15 protein-coding genes are annotated in these 17,623 nt (G+C 39.2%); 9 read left to right on the forward strand and 6 right to left on the reverse strand.

Annotated elements, in window-relative coordinates; translation table 11 throughout:
• Positions 1–36 precede the first annotated feature (36 nt).
• Together DFQ12_RS19060 and DFQ12_RS19065 are read left to right on the forward strand one after the other, a co-directional pair.
• A complete protein-coding gene (locus DFQ12_RS19060) occupies positions 37–561 on the forward strand; it encodes a hypothetical protein (RefSeq protein WP_120260648.1) in 525 nt (174 codons plus the stop codon).
• A gap of 102 nt (positions 562–663) precedes the next feature.
• A complete protein-coding gene (locus tag DFQ12_RS19065) occupies positions 664–1,542 on the forward strand; it encodes an OmpA/MotB family protein (protein ID WP_120260649.1) in 879 nt (292 codons plus the stop codon).
• A 78-nt stretch (positions 1,543–1,620) separates the two neighbouring features.
• Here DFQ12_RS19065 and DFQ12_RS19070 read toward each other — a convergent pair whose 3' ends face one another.
• The 3 genes from DFQ12_RS19070 to DFQ12_RS19080 form a co-directional block, all read right to left on the reverse strand.
• On the reverse strand, positions 1,621–2,253 hold the full coding sequence (locus tag DFQ12_RS19070) for a gluconate 2-dehydrogenase subunit 3 family protein (protein ID WP_120260650.1): 633 nt from the start codon (positions 2,251–2,253) through the stop codon (positions 1,621–1,623).
• 3 nt (positions 2,254–2,256) lie between these two features.
• Positions 2,257–3,993, reverse strand: a complete 1,737-nt coding sequence (locus DFQ12_RS19075; RefSeq protein WP_120260651.1) for a GMC family oxidoreductase — start codon at positions 3,991–3,993, stop codon at positions 2,257–2,259.
• A 304-nt stretch (positions 3,994–4,297) separates the two neighbouring features.
• Positions 4,298–5,890: an ABC-F family ATP-binding cassette domain-containing protein gene (locus DFQ12_RS19080; protein ID WP_120260652.1), complete on the reverse strand. Its 1,593-nt coding sequence runs from the start codon at positions 5,888–5,890 to the stop codon at positions 4,298–4,300.
• Between the two features lie 273 nt (positions 5,891–6,163).
• Between DFQ12_RS19080 and DFQ12_RS19085 the strand changes: the two genes are divergently transcribed.
• The gene (locus DFQ12_RS19085; RefSeq protein WP_208642586.1) at positions 6,164–7,504 is read left to right on the forward strand and encodes a sigma-54-dependent transcriptional regulator; all 1,341 of its coding nucleotides are present in this window, start codon (positions 6,164–6,166) and stop codon (positions 7,502–7,504) included.
• 447 nt (positions 7,505–7,951) lie between these two features.
• Here the strand turns inward: DFQ12_RS19085 and yiaA are convergent, their stop codons facing one another.
• The gene (yiaA, locus tag DFQ12_RS19090; protein WP_120260653.1) at positions 7,952–8,419 is read right to left on the reverse strand and encodes an inner membrane protein YiaA; all 468 of its coding nucleotides are present in this window, start codon (positions 8,417–8,419) and stop codon (positions 7,952–7,954) included.
• A 141-nt stretch (positions 8,420–8,560) separates the two neighbouring features.
• On the opposite strand from yiaA, the gene DFQ12_RS19095 reads away from it, so the two are divergent.
• Complete coding sequence (locus DFQ12_RS19095) at positions 8,561–10,069, forward strand: hypothetical protein (RefSeq protein ID WP_120260654.1); 1,509 nt, start codon at positions 8,561–8,563, stop codon at positions 10,067–10,069.
• On the opposite strand, the gene DFQ12_RS19100 is transcribed toward DFQ12_RS19095, so the two are convergent.
• Entirely contained in the window at positions 10,063–10,683 is a 621-nt protein-coding gene (locus DFQ12_RS19100) for a murein L,D-transpeptidase catalytic domain-containing protein (RefSeq protein WP_120260655.1), read from the reverse strand. The two genes, DFQ12_RS19095 and DFQ12_RS19100, sit on opposite strands and share 7 nt — an antisense overlap.
• Positions 10,684–10,746: 63 nt before the next feature.
• Positions 10,747–11,850 (reverse strand): DUF695 domain-containing protein, encoded by a 1,104-nt coding sequence (locus tag DFQ12_RS19105; RefSeq protein ID WP_120260656.1) that lies wholly within the window; start codon positions 11,848–11,850, stop codon positions 10,747–10,749.
• Between the two features lie 362 nt (positions 11,851–12,212).
• Here DFQ12_RS19105 and DFQ12_RS19110 point away from each other — a divergent pair, with 362 nt between their 5' ends.
• The 5 genes from DFQ12_RS19110 to DFQ12_RS19130 all read left to right on the forward strand — a co-directional run bounded on the left by DFQ12_RS19110 (position 12,213) and on the right by DFQ12_RS19130 (position 17,609).
• A complete protein-coding gene (locus tag DFQ12_RS19110) occupies positions 12,213–12,719 on the forward strand; it encodes a BON domain-containing protein (protein ID WP_120260657.1) in 507 nt (168 codons plus the stop codon).
• A 13-nt stretch (positions 12,720–12,732) separates the two neighbouring features.
• A complete protein-coding gene (locus tag DFQ12_RS19115; RefSeq protein WP_120260658.1) occupies positions 12,733–13,152 on the forward strand; it encodes an SH3 domain-containing protein in 420 nt (139 codons plus the stop codon).
• Between the two features lie 177 nt (positions 13,153–13,329).
• On the forward strand, positions 13,330–14,199 hold the full coding sequence (locus DFQ12_RS19120) for a hypothetical protein (RefSeq protein ID WP_120260659.1): 870 nt from the start codon (positions 13,330–13,332) through the stop codon (positions 14,197–14,199).
• Positions 14,200–14,516: 317 nt separating this feature from the next.
• On the forward strand, positions 14,517–15,719 hold the full coding sequence (gene tyrS / locus DFQ12_RS19125) for a tyrosine--tRNA ligase (RefSeq protein WP_120260660.1): 1,203 nt from the start codon (positions 14,517–14,519) through the stop codon (positions 15,717–15,719).
• Positions 15,720–15,851: 132 nt separating this feature from the next.
• Complete coding sequence (locus DFQ12_RS19130) at positions 15,852–17,609, forward strand: aromatic amino acid hydroxylase (protein WP_120260661.1); 1,758 nt, start codon at positions 15,852–15,854, stop codon at positions 17,607–17,609.
• The last annotated feature ends 14 nt before the right edge of the window (positions 17,610–17,623 follow it).

A 17,623-nucleotide genomic window follows, 5' to 3' on the forward strand; every position in this document is an offset into this window, starting at 1 on the left:
GGAAAATGATTTTTTGAAAAAGCCTGATTTATAATTATGATGACACGAATAGTATTGACAGTATTTCTATTTACCATAACAAAGATGGGACTGGGACAGCAGCTGAATATTGATAAGATCCGGAAAGATTATGCGGAGGCAGTAAAGGACGAGGATCTGTGTGAACGTAATTTTGATATACTCGATGACGGGGCTAAATCCACTACAGAGAAGGTCTATCGTGCCGCCTATGAGATATTAATAGCAAAACACATGGGCAATCCATTTAAGAAAGTCGGCCAATTTAAAGAAGGTAAGAAGCATCTGGAGGAGTTGATCAAAGATAACCCCAATCATATCGAGGCAAGATTTATTCGATGGAGTGTGCAGGTTCATGCACCGTCTTTCTTGGGTTATAAAGATAATATCATCGAAGACAAAAACTTCTTGGTCAAAAACCTCCATAAGTTGCCGAATGAAGAGGCAAAATCAATTATTTACAATTATCTGAAAGGAGCTAATCCTTATTTGAAAGGTGAGCAGATATTCACTAATGTGGAGTTAAAGGAGTTAGGACAATAGACGTTAAAGGATGTTAATTCGATAGGCTACTATTTTTTTGGCTGAAATATTGCTTTATCTTGGTTCAACGAATTAATTCAACATCTACAAAATTAGAATGCTATGAAAAATATAGTTTTTCCGATGTCCATACTGACCGCAAGTTTATTTTTTACGGGATGTGGTGTCAGTAAAAAAACATATGTAGGTTTGCAGACAGAGTATAAAACCTTGCAAACACAGTATCAGGATAGTCAGCTTCAATTGACTGAAAGTCGGTCACGGATTAAAAGTTTGGAAGATCAATTAGCTTCAGAACGGCAAAATAATGCTGATCTTAAAGCTGCTTATGCTGCCTTGCAAGGGTCTTTGGATAAGAGTATCAATCAAAACTCACAGGGAAATGTCAATATTTCCAAGCTTGTTGATGAAATCAATGCTTCAAATAAATACATTAAACACCTTGTTGAGACTAAGAACAAGTCTGACTCGTTGAATTTAGTATTGACAAATAATCTGACCCGCTCACTGAGTCGAGAGGAATTACAGGAGGTTGATGTGCAGGTGTTAAAAGGTGTCGTTTATATTTCACTGGCAGATAATATGCTGTACAAGTCTGGAAGTTATGAAATCAGTGATCGTGCTGATATGACTTTAAGCAAAATAGCCAAGATTATTCAAGATTATAGGGATTATGAAGTGCTGATAGAAGGTAATACAGATACAGACCCGATTTCGAAACCCAATATTCGGAACAATTGGGATTTAAGTACATTACGGGCATCTTCTGTTGTTCAGGCATTACAGACCAAGTATGGTGTTGATCCGAAGCGACTGACAGCCGGTGGTAGGGGAGAATATAATCCTGTAGCTGACAATTCAACGGCTCTTGGAAAACAACGCAACCGGAGAACACAGATTATTATTACACCTAAGTTGGATCAATTTATGGAATTGATCGACAAAGCTCCAGAGCCGACTGAGGTTACACCGGCACAATAATGAAAATTAGATAAATAGCTTTCACCTCGATATTGTGTATAGAAAAAAATCCTTTCCAAAAGCTGGAAAGGATTTTTTTTATCCAAAGAATTTAGTAGGATCAAAACCGTGTTCTTTCAGCACATCGTCCGGAACACCATTCCATACGCCTGGTTTGTTGCCGGCATATCCGATATCTTTGATGCCAATTTCGCTGGTGTAGAAGCCAGAAGACGTCAGGTTGCGCATTAATGAGAAAAATGCTGCTCCTTGCTGCATTTCAGGTTTTGCCAATTCAGGATAAGCAATTTCATCAATGAGTGCGAGCTGATCCTTTGTATCGCATTTTATAAATACATTGCCATGCCGTCTTTTGGTCTGAAGGTCAAGCCAGCGTAGTCCACCACGCATCGGGATTTTATTGTCGGGCAAATCCTTTACAATAAACTCGATAAAATCCGGAACTCCCGCCTCGGAGGCGCTACCTGATTTGCTGTCCTTTGGAATAATGATGTCGGCTAAAACGGTAATTGTTGCCATTTCATGTTCATCAAAAAACTTCTCTTCTTTTAGCCGTGCTGTCCGTTCATATTCAAAATCTTGGATACCGGGTAGTTTATCAGCATTTGCGGCTGTTGTATTTTTGGCGTCTTTTGTGTTACAAGCTGCGGTTAAAAGACCTGATCCAGCAGCAATAAAGCCTAATGCTTTTAGCGATTCTCTTCTATTCATGCTTTAACCATTTAATTTTTTCTTTTCCTGCAATATATATTCTGCGGTACGCATCGACAGCGCTAAAATTGTCCATGTAAGGTTTTTATCTCCTTGTTGTACAAATGGTCCCGCATCGACCACATAGAGGTTTTTACAGTCATGTGCCTGCCCCCATTTGTTTAATACCGAGGTTTTCGGATCGTTACCCATTCTGGTGGTACCACCTTCATGAATAATTTTTCCGGGAGCTTCCAAACCATATAAGGTGTCGGCACCAGGGATTTTTGATGTGATGACAGCTCCCATTTCATGCATAATGGATTGGAATGTTTCCTGCATATGCTTCGCTTGGGCGATTTCTTCATTTGCCCATTTGTAATTGAAACGGAGTACAGGGATACCAAATTTATCAACTTGACTCGGGTCGATTTCACAGTAGTTATCTTTTCTTGCCAATGCAGTGCCACGTCCAGCCATACCAACATTTGCGCCATAGTAACTACGGTAATCTTCTTTAAGCGCCGTGCCATATCCACCCTTTGGTTTTGTTTTTCCATCGCCACCTTTTCCGGCGTCATTTACCTTTGGTACCCAGTTTAGGAATCCATAAGATGGCATATGGAGACCGCCACCATATTCAATATGGTATCCTCTCGGGAAATTCAGTTTCGCGTTGTCTTCCCACCAAGGTGAATAGATATGGACACTTCCAACGCCATCTTCGTTATATCTTTTGCGGTCGAGTAATTGTGGTAAATAACCAGACAGACTGGCTCCTGTGGAGTCATGGAGGTATCTGCCGACCAAGCCGCTGCTGTTACCAACACCACCCGGATGTGCTTTAGATTTTGAATTTAACATAATGCGGGCGCTTTCACAGGCACTGGCTCCAAGAATTACAGTTTTTCCTTTTACCGTATATTCCTGTAAATCTTTTGTGTCAACATAGGACACACCGATAGCCAATCCTTCGTCGTTGGTCAATACTTCCCGTACCATTGCATTGTCGATTACCTTTAAATTCCCTGTTTTCATTGCGGGAATGACCAAACAGGATGAGGATGAGAAATCGCCATATACTTTACATGCACGACCACATTGGCCACAGTAGAAACAAGTGCCTCGGTCTTTAATATCTTTGGATACTTCGGTCAGCACGGCACCCCGTCCCGGAATGACAGGTACACCCGCTTTCTTAGCCCCTTTTGCAATATATAGTTCATTAAGACGAGGCTTAGGAGGTTTCATAAAAATACCATCAGGTTCATTATGTATACCCTCGGCTGTACCATAAATACCGATCATACGGTCTACGCGATCATAAAATGGTTTGACTTCATCATAAGTGATAGGCCATTCATCGGTGGTACCATCTTTCGGTTTGAAATCATCTGGACCCATACGCAATGAGATGCGGCCCCAGTGATTGGTTCTACCACCAAGCATCCTTGCTCTGAACCATTCGAATTCGGTTCCACTAACTTTACTGTAAGGTTCTCCTTCGATTTGCCAGCCACCAAAGGCCGCATCGAAATCGCCAAAAGGTCGTGTGGTACCAGCTCCTCTCCGGGGTGATTCCCAGGGCCAACGTAACTGCAACGAATCTTTTGCGGGATCGTAAAATGGGCCAGCCTCCAGCATCAATACTTTGAGACCAGCATGTGCCAGAATATATCCGGCCATACCTCCACCTGCACCTGAGCCTATGACGATAGCGTCAAACAATTCGGGATTCTCTTTAATTTGATAATTTGACATAATTAAATTGAGTAATTAATTGAAAAGTCTGCGAGATACATTTTTTTAAGAAATTCAATATCTGCGGGAAGGTTTCAACTAATTGATGGTTATTGTTTCATGTTTAAAATCATCGTGAATATATTGATAAAATTTTATTTTTTTTCAATTTAATTTATCGTTTTAGCATTATTCTAAATAAAGAATAGGAGATTGTTACAAAACAATGTGTAGTTCGCTGGAATGAGACTCGATTGGTTGAGTATGCTGAGATAAAAATTGAGCCGATATCGAGGCATCAGAAATATCGGCTGTTTTGTTTTACCTAATTTTTTAAGCTGATCGTTCTGTCTATGCCGATATCATCTTGAAACATTTCATCATGTGAGATGACAAGGAGCGTGCCTTTATAATGTTGAATTGCTCGGGTAAGGATACGAATGTTTTGGATATCCAGATTATTGGTCGGTTCATCTAATACAATGAGATCCGGAGCCTGTTGTCTAATCGTTAAGCAGCATAGGATCAGGCGCATTTTTTCGCCACCACTTAAAAGTCGACAAGGCTTGTCCCAGTCGTCCTTCCCAAATAAAAAGCGGTTGAGTCTGATTTTGATCTCATGTTCTGGTAGCGATTCACTATTATAATATTGAGCCTGCTCATAAACACTCAACCGGAGGTCGATAAGCGAGTACTCCTGGTCGAGATAGATAGCGCTAAAGCGTTGTCGCTCAACCTGACCTTGAGAGGGAGTGAGCTGACCTAATAGGATTTTGATCAATGTGGTTTTACCGGAACCATTTTTCCCCTGCAAGATAATACGCTCCCCGCTGAATATTTGCAGATCCATATTTTCTGGCCAAAGTTCATCTGTATTGTATTTGAAATTGATTTTGGTCGCTTTTATCATACTTTTTCCGCGTGGGAAGTTGCTATTTCCCAAATCAATTTTCATTTCATCTAAGGCAGCTTTCGTACCTCTAAGTTCTTGCAGATTGGATTTTATATCCCCAATTTTTTCCTGATGGACACTTTTGATTTTGGCCGTGCTTTTTTCGGCATTATTCCGTAGTGTATTCATCATGATGCGGGCAACACCTGCTTTTTCCTGTTTTTTTTGACCACGATTGTTTAATCTGTTTTGCCGTTCAATCGTTTCTCTTTCTTTCTCTTTGGCTGTTCTGATCGCTTTTTCCTGATGATGGATATCCTGTTCTAGCGCATTGCGTTCTATTTCTTTTTGAGATTCATAAAATGCATAGTTTCCACCGTATCTTTTTATACCCCTCGGCGTCATTTCTAGTGTGTCCTCCAATAGATTGAGCAGTGTTCGGTCATGGCTGACAACAACGATGGTTTGTTTTGAAGACTGTATCCATTGATAAAGCAGCTTTTTACTGTCAATATCCAGGTGATTGCTGGGCTCATCCAACAGGATAAGCTCACATTCGTGAATTTGGATCCCTGCCAATAAAACTTTTGCCTTTTGGCCACCACTGAGATCCGACATTTTCTGCGTCAAATGAATTTCAGGCAAATTCCAATATCCAAAAGCCTCTTGGCAGCGTTCTTCCAGTGTCCAGTCATCTTGAAGGATATTAAAATTTTCCTCTGAGGCATTGCCGCCTAAGATGGCATAAAAAGCATTTAGTTTTTTGTCAATGCCAAGAGCCTGTGCGACCGTTAAATCATCGTATTGTCCGGTAATTTGTGGCACATAAAAAGGGCGGGTATCACTGTGCATACCGCCTGTTGTGGGCAATAGCTCTCCGGCGATAAGGCGTAATAATGTTGATTTACCAACACCGTTGTTGCCAATTAATGCTATTTTCTCGTGTGAGTTTATTGTTAGACTTATGTTTTCAAACAATAAATCTTTATTCGGATGTATATAGGATATCTGTTGTAATGAAATCATGCTAAAATTCTTTATAATGTTAAAAACAGTCCATTTCGGTAAGTTATTTACCGTTGGTATTTATTACGCTCTAAAGAATCTTAATCTTACATACAGTTTTTATTTGATTTTAAGAACTACAAATATACCAGTTTATTTCTAATCTCAAAACAACTGTTTTATCTATAGTCAAATTCCTTAATGTTTAAACATAAATTTGTATAATAGTGCTCCAAATTTTGAATGTAAATTATTGCTATTTGCGTTGAACAAATCGTAATTTTGAAAAAAAACATGGTGAATAAAATACTTATTATCGATGACGAAGAGAAGCTTCGTACACTGCTTGCTAAGATCATCAGCTTGGAGGGTTTTGAAGTAATCGAAGCTGCTGATATCAAATCTGGTTTGAAAAAGCTTGATATTTTCGATGTCGATGTAGTATTATGCGATGTTAAGTTGCCTGATGGTAACGGTGTGGAGACTGCGAAATTGATTAAGGAGCGCTATCCAGTTGTTGAAATCATATTATTGACTGCCTATGGTAATATTCCGGATGGAGTTCAGGCGATTAAAAATGGTGCTTTTGAATACATTACCAAAGGTGATGACAACAACCGGATTATTCCTTTACTCTATAAAGCCTGTGAGAAAGTAGCACTGGCACGAAGAGTAAGACAGTTGGAGAAACAATTAGGCAATAGGCTTTCATTTGACAAAATTATAGGGCGTTCTGTTGCGATTAAATCCGCCATCGCGCTTGCGCAAAAAGTATCCGTAACAAGTACGACTGTCCTACTAACCGGAGAAACAGGAACTGGTAAAGAGGTATTTGCACAAGCGATTCATCAGGCCAGCCCACGTAAGGAGCGTAGTTTTGTTGCCATTAATTGTGCGGCTTTCACAAAAGATCTGCTGGAAAATGAGCTGTTTGGACATAAAGCAGGGGCTTTTACAGGAGCGACAAAGGACCAGCGTGGTCTATTCGAAGAGGCTCATTTGGGAACTATTTTTTTGGATGAGATTGGTGAGATGGCGATTGAACTCCAAGCCAAAATTTTACGGGTACTGGAGACCGGTGAATTTTTAAAGGTAGGTGATTCCAAGCCGACGAAAGTGGATGTCCGTATTATCGCTGCAACAAATCGGGACCTTGAAGCTGAAATCGATTCAGAACATTTTAGAAGCGATTTATTTTATAGATTGTCCGTATTTACAATTCAACTACCACCCCTACGTGAGCGTGTTGAGGATATTCGATTGCTGGCTCAATATTATGCAGATATTTTTGCGGCAAAATCGAATCTCAAACCGCTAAAAATGACGGCTGAATTTGTTGCTGCTCTCGAACGAAATCCTTGGCGGGGAAATATCCGTGAATTGAAAAATGTGATTGAACGTAGTGTCATACTGAGTGAAGATGGACTGCTTGATCTGAGCAGTCTTCCTTTTGGAATGAATAGTTTGAAATCGGAACAGGCGCTGTCTTCCGGCTTCTCTATGGCAAACATAGAACGTCAACACATTCAACGTGTATTGCAACATACAAATGGGAATAAAGCCGAAGCTGCACGATTGCTAGAGATCGGTGTAGCAACATTGTACCGGAAAATTGAGGAGTATAAAATGCAATAAGGCAAGATTAAACACAACTCGTCTTGTTGCATTTGTTTTCTTGACTTTGAGGTTGTTTTGTCGGTATTCCTTAACACCTTGCTGGGACCAGTATGCTACTTGGCCTGCTATTTCTTTGCCGTTTGAAGCCTGTTTTATTGCCATTATAGCAAAGAAATAGCAGAGAAATAGCAAAGAAAAGGCAAGCGAAGCCCAAGGAAAGTCCCTAGAAAGCCCAAAGAAGCTTCGAAGAAACGGCCTAGAATAAGTAAAGGATAACCAATAAATAAGCAAAGAAATAGCAATAAATAAGCGAAGGATAAGCAAATAATAACCAAAGAAAAAGGGACATATATCTTTGCTTCATTTGTCAAATCTGCTTTTCGATACAGTCCCTTTTTGTTTCCTTTAATGATCTACAATAGATCCTGCGGCATGTCAGCCAGCGGCCGCAGGATCGGCAAACCGCTAAAGTTTTATCTCGTTATCATCAATAAGTTTAGCATCCCGTGTATTTTTCTGAACGGCGATCGCAGAGAATATACTTAGCGAAAAAGACATGGCGTAGAACCCTTTTTCGCTAAGTAGCAGATCAGCATTCCATAATCCGATAATCAATAAGACTACTGCAGCAATTGTTGCAAACCAACTTAGACCATAGTAAAGTTCGGTTACGGCAAGTCCTTCAGCTTTATCTCTGACACTTTTTTGAACGGAAATAACAGCAAATAGGGCAAACAATAGAATGGTAAAATAATATCCCTTTTCATTGAGCGCCATAGTCGCATTCCATAATCCCACACAGTAACCAATAGTTCCTACCAATAGAGCTGTCCACGATGCGCCAATGAAGGCTCCTGTAGGTTTGAAAGGATTTCTTGTGTTCGAATCCTTTTTTGAAATTTTTTCTTCAATCATGTTTTTTAGCGGTTCCATAATTTTAATTTTTTATTGTTGTTTTTGTTATTTGTTGATTCAAATATCAGGAGTATTCAATAGGATATAAAATCAATTTGTAAAAAATACTGATGATATATTTTTATTTATTAAATTTGATTTTCTGCTAAATTTGACGATATGGATTCAATTGTAGAGCTTATTAGTGTATTAGATAATGATGATATTAAGGACTTTAAGAGCTTCATAAAAAAGAAAAATAAACGGAATGACGTCAAGAATATCAAGTTGCTCGAAATTTTAGAAACTGATGATATAAATAGACTAAAAAAACTTTATGGATCTTCAAAAAATAAAGACGCTTATCATGCATTAAGGAAAAGATTACATGATAGCCTACTATTGTTTATTTCAAATAAAACATTTGAGCGGGATAACAGTGAGGCGCATGAAGCTTTGAGACTGCTTATTGTTGGACGTTTTTTGTTGGAGAATGATCTGATAAAACCTGGATTTAAATGTCTTCAACGGGCCGAACACAAGGCTTTACTTCTGGAGCAGTTTAGCTTGCTCAATGAAATCCTTCAATTGAGGTTGCAATATGCATATTTGGAATCCAGACCTAATTTAGAATTACTGATCGATCGTTTGATGGCAAATCAACATAAAATGCAGCAAGAGGTCAAATTCCAAATTGCCTATGCATTTCTAAGGGTCGAATTGCAAGATATCCATTTGAAGGGGAAGATCGTTGATCTAAATCGGTTGGTGATGGATACAATTGGCAAGTATGATATTTCATTGCGGCAACTATTGTCTTTTAAGTCGCTATATCAGCTATTGTTTATCGCCAATGAATATGCTACGATACATCAGAATTATGCCTTAGTTCGGTCGTTTTTGAAAACAAGTGATGAATTTATAACAAGGCAAAAGGTAAATTCGGTGCATCACCTGTTTTACTACTTACATATTCTCTATTACCTCGCTAATTTCAATTTGCGGAATGGATTATTTCACGAAAGTTTAGCGTATTTAGAGCAGCTGATTGCAGGCTGTTCGCCGGGAAGCGTTCTTCGGGTTCAGTTTCATTTACGTTATTATTTGCTCAAGGCGCTCAATTACCATTACATGGGAGAGGGGGCAAAGGCACTCGCTATTTTACGTTTAGGGATCCAACAATCAACATTGAAGTCCAACGAGACTGATCTTGCGGACCTGCAATTATGCCTGGTTATGTTTCTGACACAATTTCAAGATAAACTTGCATTAACAGAATTAAGAAAGTTGATTCGAACGGATGCTTGGTATGAGAAGAAAATGGGTATGTTATGGACAATTCGTAAGAGCTTGCTGGAGATATTGATCCATATTCAGTTTGCGGATATTGATCTAGCAATTTCACGCGTGAAAAGCTTTAGACGTCGGTACAAAAAATACCTGGAAACCGTGCGGGAAGGTCGGGTTGTTAATTTTTTAAGACTGGTTGAAAAGTATCTGCAAAATCCATCGGTCGTAAAGAATACTGTTTTTATAGCCGATATAGAGGAGATGGCCGATCGTGCAGAAAATCAGGATTTATTTGTGCTGGGGTTCATTGCTTGGTTAAAGTCCCTGGTCACTTCGGAAAGCCCCTATCAGGCTTTATTGAGCTTGGTTAGGAAATCGGAGCTGAAAAAGGATCAATAATAGATGTTTAAGATAATTTGTTTTGGGGAGGAGTCAATAATAGGCTGCAGTCTTTCGTAGAATTTTACGCTTACCATTGGGCAACCCTGACTTAAACATATTGGAGCAATTTGTTCATCATCGGGCATGCTATCGTATTTATGTAAAACGATGTTTCTACTATAGGCGTTGCTATTGGAGGCTTCAAGCCCATATAACTTATAAGCTTTTCCGAAACGACCGTTATAAGATGTGCCGATCGAGTACATGCCCAATGAGGTCGCATAGGAGTTGTCCTGGTTGCTGAATTTTAATCTGCCGGCTTTTCCGGTTTCCGAACCCGAACCATGCGCTACCAAACCTTGATCCAGGATCCGGTTGTTGTGGAGATCAACAACAAAAAAGCGATTCCTTCCGGAAAGCTTCTTCATGTCGAGAAGAAAAGCGATGTTCTTATTGTATTTTTTATCCTTTTTAACGAGATCATTGACCCGATCGAACGCGTTAATATATCTTGCTGAGTCTGATGCCGCAGTGTTTTCGGTGTTGTCTGCAGCAACTGTATGCTTTCGGGAAACTTTGAAAGCGATCAGACCTATCCCGATCCCGATAATGAGCAGAATTAACTTATTCATTTCTTAGGTTGGCTTTTTTGTTCAACAAAGTATGTACAATTATTTTTCAATCGCTTATTGTTGTTATTCTATTGTTTTATTAAATCGCGCAAAGGATTTCCAATATTTATCTTTATAGATCGCATAGTCGATTTCAAGCCTATTTTGATATTGCGCAATTAACTGATCTATTATTTGGGATGATTTTCTGAATTCTGTACAGGCCAGGTAAACTTCCCGTATGTTGTCCGCAGTTTCCCGCCCAATATTGAGATAGCCAATATCATGTGGAAGGCTAGCCATTAAGTCATCTTCGAATTTATCCATTAAATCGTATGTCGTCTGGTCAGGCATACCATTGGTTGAAGTTCCATCGTAATTGATCCGCAATGTTACGATCCAGGGGTGTGATGCCTTTCCGTCCCAGTCCAAAAGTGTTGTGTTTATTATGGCCAAGATAGGTAGATCGTTTTGCATCATGCCCTCAAAAGCAGTGTAGGAATCATTTTCGGTCTCATGCCTGACATCCGTATATTTTTCGACAAATTCTTTTTCCCGCCATATTAAATAGTCTTTTAATTTGATCAATGGAATGAGCTCTCCTGCTGCCTGGTCAGTGGAGGTGACATTTAAATTGTCAATGGTGATGATCGAGTTTAGCTCGCCGATATAATTATCTAAGAATATTTCAACTCCATGAGCGATGTTGGCTTTGTCTTCTTCCGTGTAATTGGGGTGTACAATTACAATATCGACATCATCCGGGCGGTATTTGTGTTCAATGGGGTAAAAATACATGTCATTAATGTCAAAGGAAAATCCGTACATCGTTATTTTGAATTTTTCCATGTCTTCGATAGCCGGCTTTAAGGCCGTAAATTTCCAATTTGGGAGCGTTGGAGCTGAGCCGATCAAGGTTTCGACGAACGCGATATTTTTTACAACCCCATCAGGAGTAATAACAAGCTCAGCAATATCATCGCTGTACATTCCAGTTAAAAAATAGAGTTCTTTTCGAAGCGCGTCAATTTTTGGGGAGAGCTTGCTGAAAAAATTCTGATCAATGTGATCCCCATTTTTTACAATTTGAAAAAAGGTTTGTTCGTTTTTTGCAAACCAATTCCAAAAATCCTGTATGCTATCTTTTTTGTTTTCTTTCTTTCCAAAAATATTGTTAAAAAACCCCATAGTTACTATTTATTCGATTGGAACCCTATATCGTATGTAAGACCTGTTACACCTTTGCTTTTAAAATTAATGATATAATTATGATCCAACAAGTGATTTGCTGTTTAAAAATTATGTGACAAACAATTGGTCTAGCAGTTTGTTAAGGATAGTATTGGAAAATATAAATTAAGATGGAGCAGCTGAAATAGCCATGACTGATAACAAACAGATTTGCGCGAAAAATCAGGATATTCCATTTGATAAAAAACAAACCGGGTGTATCGCGTTCGGATATAGCAATGAGAATAGATGCTTATTCCGCGGAGAGCTCGTGAATACTTTAATCAGAAAATAATTGATGAACAAATAATTATTTAAATATGAAATTTAACAAATTAACATTTTGCCTTTTGGCAACATCTGCAGTACTTTCTTTTTCTGCATGTAAATCGGGGTTATCAGATGATAAATTAGAGGAAAAGATCGAAAATGCACTTACGGGACGTAAAACTGTTGATGTTGAGGTGGAAAAAGGAAAAGTAATCCTTAGCGGCACTGTAGCGTCAGAGGAAGAAAAGCAACAAATTGAATCGATCGCAAAAACAGCAGGGGATAAGGATGTCAAATCTATTCAAAATGATATTGTTGTGAGTGCACCTGTTGCAACAACACCTGCACCTATTACAGTATCAAATAATGATGCTACACTTGGCGCTGCTGTAAATACGTTTATGAAAGATTTTCCATCCGTTCAGGCGAGTGTTAAAGATGGAATTATTTCGGTAACAGGAACGTTGGAACAGGCAAAGATTGTTACGTTGAAACAAGGTTTGGATAATCTAAATCCAAAAAAAGTAGATTTGAGTGGTATTGTTGTAAAAAAATAAAATAGCAAAAATTATGTCATTACAAGAAAAATATAAAGTTCTTTTGGATACTGCGCAATCTTCAGGAGTTAATGATCTGAATTACGCTGAAATGGATGGAGTGCTTCAAATTAGGGGTACTGCGCCTACCGCTGATGTGAAAAATAAACTGTGGGAAATTTATGGAAATATAGATCCCAACTTCCAGACCGGTGATGTTGTCTTAAATGTTGATGTGGCTACAGAGGTGCCCGGAAGCCAGGTAAAGGTAATCACAGAGAATAGCAACTTAAATATTCGAAAAGGCCCAGGAACTGACCAGCCTATTGTAGGAAAAGCAGCGAAGGGTGAAATTATCACATTGATCAGCAAAGCAAATGAGCAATGGTGGTTAGTGCGGACCAACGATAATGAAGAAGGGTATTGCTATGCGCAATACCTTGAGTCTGTCTAATACGATCAGTCCCTGAATAAAAGATGAGGAGATCTATCTAAGGATATTTCTCCTTTTTTTTGTCTTTATGTTGTTGTTTTAACGCTTTATATTCCCCGTTTGAACTTAGTTTCATCTGGACTCGTGGTTTTTGGTGTAATAATTGTAATATATGTTTTGCAACAAACTTATTACAATATGTCGAAATTGAAATTTTTCTTGTTCCCATGTATTGCTTTGTTGGGACAAATAGCCGTAGCCCAGGAGTATGTCCGATTGGATAAAGACAGGTATCAGTTACATTTATCAGAATCTCCAAAAGATACTATTAACATCGTTGAAAAAGGACAAGTCACTAAATTGAAGCAAGGAAAATATATTGTGCAGCAAAATCAATTTATGGGCCCCTCTAATGCCTTTATTGCGGTCAACAAGGATGGTTTAGTGGATGGAAATTTTAAGATTGAAAAGGAAGGGAAGCGTGCTGTAGTTCAAGTCAGGCATGGTGTGATGCAGCAAATGGACGTGCAGACTGATGCGACATTGGATTTTCAGTATACAATTACGGATACTTCAAGTGTACAGCGTGATTTCCGAAACGGTAAAATCAGTCAGGAAAAGATCGTGATTTATCAACCTAATATCGGGAAGAAGAAAGTATTAAAGACTTTTTTTGACAGCTACTATACCATTGAAAATGAGTTTGACCACAGTAAATCGGAGTATGGCCTGGATAACAAGTTACTTTATAAAGCGAAGTTGGATTGTGTTGGTCAGGTCGTCGAATCGAAGTCTTTCAATAGGGAGGGCCAACTGCTTAAACATACCTATAAAAAAGATAAAGTCAATTATACCGACTTATATCAGCATAATAATCTTGTCGAGCGTCTTTACAAATCCAATGGTTCGAGCTATAGGGAATATTTTAAGAACCAATTATTATTGAAGAAAATTGTTGAGAAAAAACGAAATGGCCAAGTTGAGAGATATGTATATAATGCCGAGGGTAAATTACTAGAGAAAAGCAATGGTAGTGGATCGAAAAAAGGAGATGAGAATAACGTGTAGTTGAGTTTTTAATAGGAGAGGATAAAGTGTAATTGGGCGGCTGATAAGAGCTGATTGGAGTCAGATGTCATGTGGTATTGAATAAGAGGGGATGGTATTACTACATTATCGTGGCTTTTTTGATTTTTGGAAATATAGCGTTAACTTTGTTGAGGCAATGAAGAAAATGAACAACATATTACGTCTTCCATTTTTCTTTAATTATTATCTCCCGATAGTAGTTCGGGAACCTTATGCCTATTAAAATTTAGAAAAATTAATTATTTATATAGCTAAGCCCGAACATAACGTTCGGGCTTTTTTTGTTTTATAGCATTATGTTAACAGATTTAGAAGAGAACATTGAAATTATGTTGCCAAAGGATGGGCTGAGGTCCAAATTGCAACAATCCAAAGAAACTCGGCGTCCGCTGATTATTAAACTCGGGTTTGATCCGACGGCTCCAGACCTTCATTTGGGGCATGCTGTGGTGTTGAAAAAGCTTAAGCAATTTCAGGAATTGGGCCATCAAATCGTCGTTTTGGTTGGGAGTTTTACCGCGCGGATAGGGGATCCAACAGGCAAAAATAAAGCGCGCAAACCTTTGAATCAGAAAAAAATAGCTGAGAATGCTACAACCTATATTGCGCAATTAGCTAAAATCATTGATATGTCAAAAACAAAAGTTGTCTTTAATAGTGATTGGTTGGATCAATTGGATTTTGCGGAGGTTATTCAGCTTGTTTCAAAAGTGACGGTCGCGCAGCTTATGCAGCGGCATGATTTTCATAAGCGCTTTACAGACAATCAGCCGATCGCTATGCATGAACTTATCTATCCAATATTGCAGGGGTTTGATTCCGTACATATCAAAAGCGATATTGAAATGGGAGGGACAGACCAATTGTTTAATTGTACAATGGGTCGCCAGCTTCAGGAATCTTTTAACCTCGATCCTCAGCTTGTCTTATGTATGCCGCTGCTCAGAGGATTGGACGGTAAAGAGAAAATGAGCAAATCGCTGCACAATACCATTGGGCTGTTGGATGAACCGAATGAAATGTTTGGCAAAACAATGTCTATTCCCGATAGCTTAATCCCAGATTATATTGACCTAACGACAGACTTTACCCTGACGGAAAAGAAGATGTTAAAATCACGGCTGGAAATAGGCGAAAACCCGATGGAAGTCAAAAAGCTTATTGCGCATAATCTCGTAGCTCAATACCACGATCCGCAGGCTGCTGCAGATGCATTGGATTTTTTTGCGAAACAGTTCCAGCAAAAATCATTTGATGATAAAAGTTTTGAAGAGGTATCGTTGCAACATGTTCATGCGCAATTGGGTTCTGTTGCAAAGCTCGTCGACCTTTGTCACTTTTTAAAGAAAGATCTGAGCAAGTCAGCTATTCGCAGACTCATTGCTGAGGGGGCAGTACAGATTGATTCGAACAAATGGCTGGATGCTAATCTGCCCGTTGATCTGGAAACTGCTTTTAGAATTAAATTAGGAAAAAGAAGTTTTTTTAGATTTGTTTAGGAAGGTTTTGTGAGTCATACCTTTGATATATTTTGTAAAAAAGTGCGAGAATGTAAGATTGGCCTTTTGGAAACCATAAATATTTTCTACCTTCATACAAAGTCTCACACTTTATTTTGATACCGATTATAAATGGAAACATATAATAATGTTGTTTTGGAGCAGTTGCCCAAACATTTAAAGCGCTATGTAGTCGCCCAGCAATACGAACGTTATACGGCTTTGGACCAAGCCTTGTGGCGCTATGTCATGCGTCAGAATTATTCCTTTTTAAAAGATGTCGCTTATTACCCATACATACCGGGATTGAAGAAAGCGGGGCTCTCTATTGCACATATACCGGATCTGCAACAGATGAACGATAGTTTGAAATTAATTGGTTGGGGAGCTGTAACGGTCGATGGATTTATACCACCTGCAGCTTTTATGGAATTTCAGGCACATCGGGTATTGGTTATAGCCGCAGATATTCGACAATTGGAACATATTGAATATACCCCGGCACCAGATATCATTCATGAATCTTCGGGCCATGCACCGATCATAGGTGAGCCCGATTATGCGGTTTATTTGCAGTACTTTGGTGAAATTGGAACAAAAGCATTGTCTTCCCGGAAGGATTTCGAACTGTATGAGGCTATTCGCCATTTATCAATTTTAAAAGAGCACGCAGGTACAACTGAAGCCGAATTGGCGGAAGCTGAAAACAAGTTGAAGACCGTTCAGGACAATATGGGCGAACCTTCGGAAATGGCTTTGCTGAGTAGGTTGCATTGGTGGACTGTGGAGTATGGTCTGATCGGTAGTCTTGATGATCCTAAGATTTATGGTGCAGGTTTACTGTCTTCCATCGGCGAAAGTGCCAGCTGTATGCAAAAATCGGTGCCAAAGCTACCTTATGATTTAAATACTGTCGCATATACCTATGATATTACTAAGCCACAGCCGCAATTGTTTGTCACACCCGATTTTGAACATTTAATGGATGTCCTGAATCAGTTTGCAGATACCATGGCTTTCCGGCTTGGAGGTAAGCAGAGTTTGGAAAAAGCGATTGACTGTCAGGCTGTATGTACTGCAGTTTATAGTTCTGGATTGCAGGTATCAGGTATTTTTAAAGCGGCGAATGCAGATCAATCTATTTCCTATATACAGACAACAGGACCCACGGCACTGGCGTTTTCAGGGGAGCAATTAGCAGGGCATGGCATAAGCTATCATCGGGAGGGATTTGGATCTCCGGTTGGTTACCTGACAGGCAGCAACAAAGACCTGGCCGACTTCTCAGACGAAGAATTGAGTGCTTATGGCATTAGTAAAGGAAAGCGATGTTCTTTGCATTATTCTTCAGGGATCGTGGTTGAGGGCGTTGTTTTGGAGGTTGTACGTCAAGCGGGCAAAGTTGTATTGATTTCGTTTGAAGATTGCGAAGTTTACCGAAATGGCCGGAAGGAAATTTATTTTAAACCGGAATGGGGAACTTACGACATGGCTGTTGGTACGGAGATTATTTCAGTCTTTGCAGGTGCAGCTGATAAAGATGCTTATGAGTCCATTGGGGAAGAGATCGCAGAGCCATCGGCTGTATTGTATACACAAAATGAAGACTCAAAATTGCTGTCCTTGCATGCGCTGATCGGAGCACTGCGGTCGGGATCATTTGATACGGAGCATTGGACAGATATCTTTGATCAGTTGTCTGCTGAAATAACAGATAACTGGCTCGCGCTAATAGAACTTTATGAGATCGCCTGGGCGAATCATGCCTACGACTTGGCTGAAAGTGCACAAGGTAAGCTTAAAACTATTATTACAATTCGACCCAGCTTGAAAAAACTGATAGATGATGGTTTACGGGTGGCAAAAGAAGAGTCGTTAAATAATCACTGAGTGAAATGATTGAT

It is taken from the genome of Sphingobacterium detergens (assembly GCF_003610355.1).
Classification (GTDB): Bacteria; Bacteroidota; Bacteroidia; order Sphingobacteriales; family Sphingobacteriaceae; genus Sphingobacterium; species Sphingobacterium detergens.

Bases quoted from the DNA above. Each gene is read 5' to 3' on its own strand.
- DFQ12_RS19085 (WP_208642586.1), top strand. From the start codon at position 6,164: ATGGTGAATAAAATACTTATTATCGATGACGAAGAGAAGCTTCGTACA.
- DFQ12_RS19100 (WP_120260655.1), bottom strand. From the start codon at position 10,683: ATGAATAAGTTAATTCTGCTCATTATCGGGATCGGGATAGGTCTGATC.
- tyrS (WP_120260660.1), top strand. From the start codon at position 14,517: ATGTTAACAGATTTAGAAGAGAACATTGAAATTATGTTGCCAAAGGAT.
- DFQ12_RS19060 (WP_120260648.1), top strand. From the start codon at position 37: ATGATGACACGAATAGTATTGACAGTATTTCTATTTACCATAACAAAG.
- DFQ12_RS19120 (WP_120260659.1), top strand. From the start codon at position 13,330: ATGTCGAAATTGAAATTTTTCTTGTTCCCATGTATTGCTTTGTTGGGA.
- DFQ12_RS19115 (WP_120260658.1), top strand. From the start codon at position 12,733: ATGTCATTACAAGAAAAATATAAAGTTCTTTTGGATACTGCGCAATCT.
- DFQ12_RS19065 (WP_120260649.1), top strand. From the start codon at position 664: ATGAAAAATATAGTTTTTCCGATGTCCATACTGACCGCAAGTTTATTT.
- yiaA (WP_120260653.1), bottom strand. From the start codon at position 8,419: ATGGAACCGCTAAAAAACATGATTGAAGAAAAAATTTCAAAAAAGGAT.
- DFQ12_RS19080 (WP_120260652.1), bottom strand. From the start codon at position 5,890: ATGATTTCATTACAACAGATATCCTATATACATCCGAATAAAGATTTA.
- DFQ12_RS19095 (WP_120260654.1), top strand. From the start codon at position 8,561: ATGGATTCAATTGTAGAGCTTATTAGTGTATTAGATAATGATGATATT.
- DFQ12_RS19105 (WP_120260656.1), bottom strand. From the start codon at position 11,850: ATGGGGTTTTTTAACAATATTTTTGGAAAGAAAGAAAACAAAAAAGAT.
- DFQ12_RS19130 (WP_120260661.1), top strand. From the start codon at position 15,852: ATGGAAACATATAATAATGTTGTTTTGGAGCAGTTGCCCAAACATTTA.
- DFQ12_RS19075 (WP_120260651.1), bottom strand. From the start codon at position 3,993: ATGTCAAATTATCAAATTAAAGAGAATCCCGAATTGTTTGACGCTATC.
- DFQ12_RS19110 (WP_120260657.1), top strand. From the start codon at position 12,213: ATGAAATTTAACAAATTAACATTTTGCCTTTTGGCAACATCTGCAGTA.
- DFQ12_RS19070 (WP_120260650.1), bottom strand. From the start codon at position 2,253: ATGAATAGAAGAGAATCGCTAAAAGCATTAGGCTTTATTGCTGCTGGA.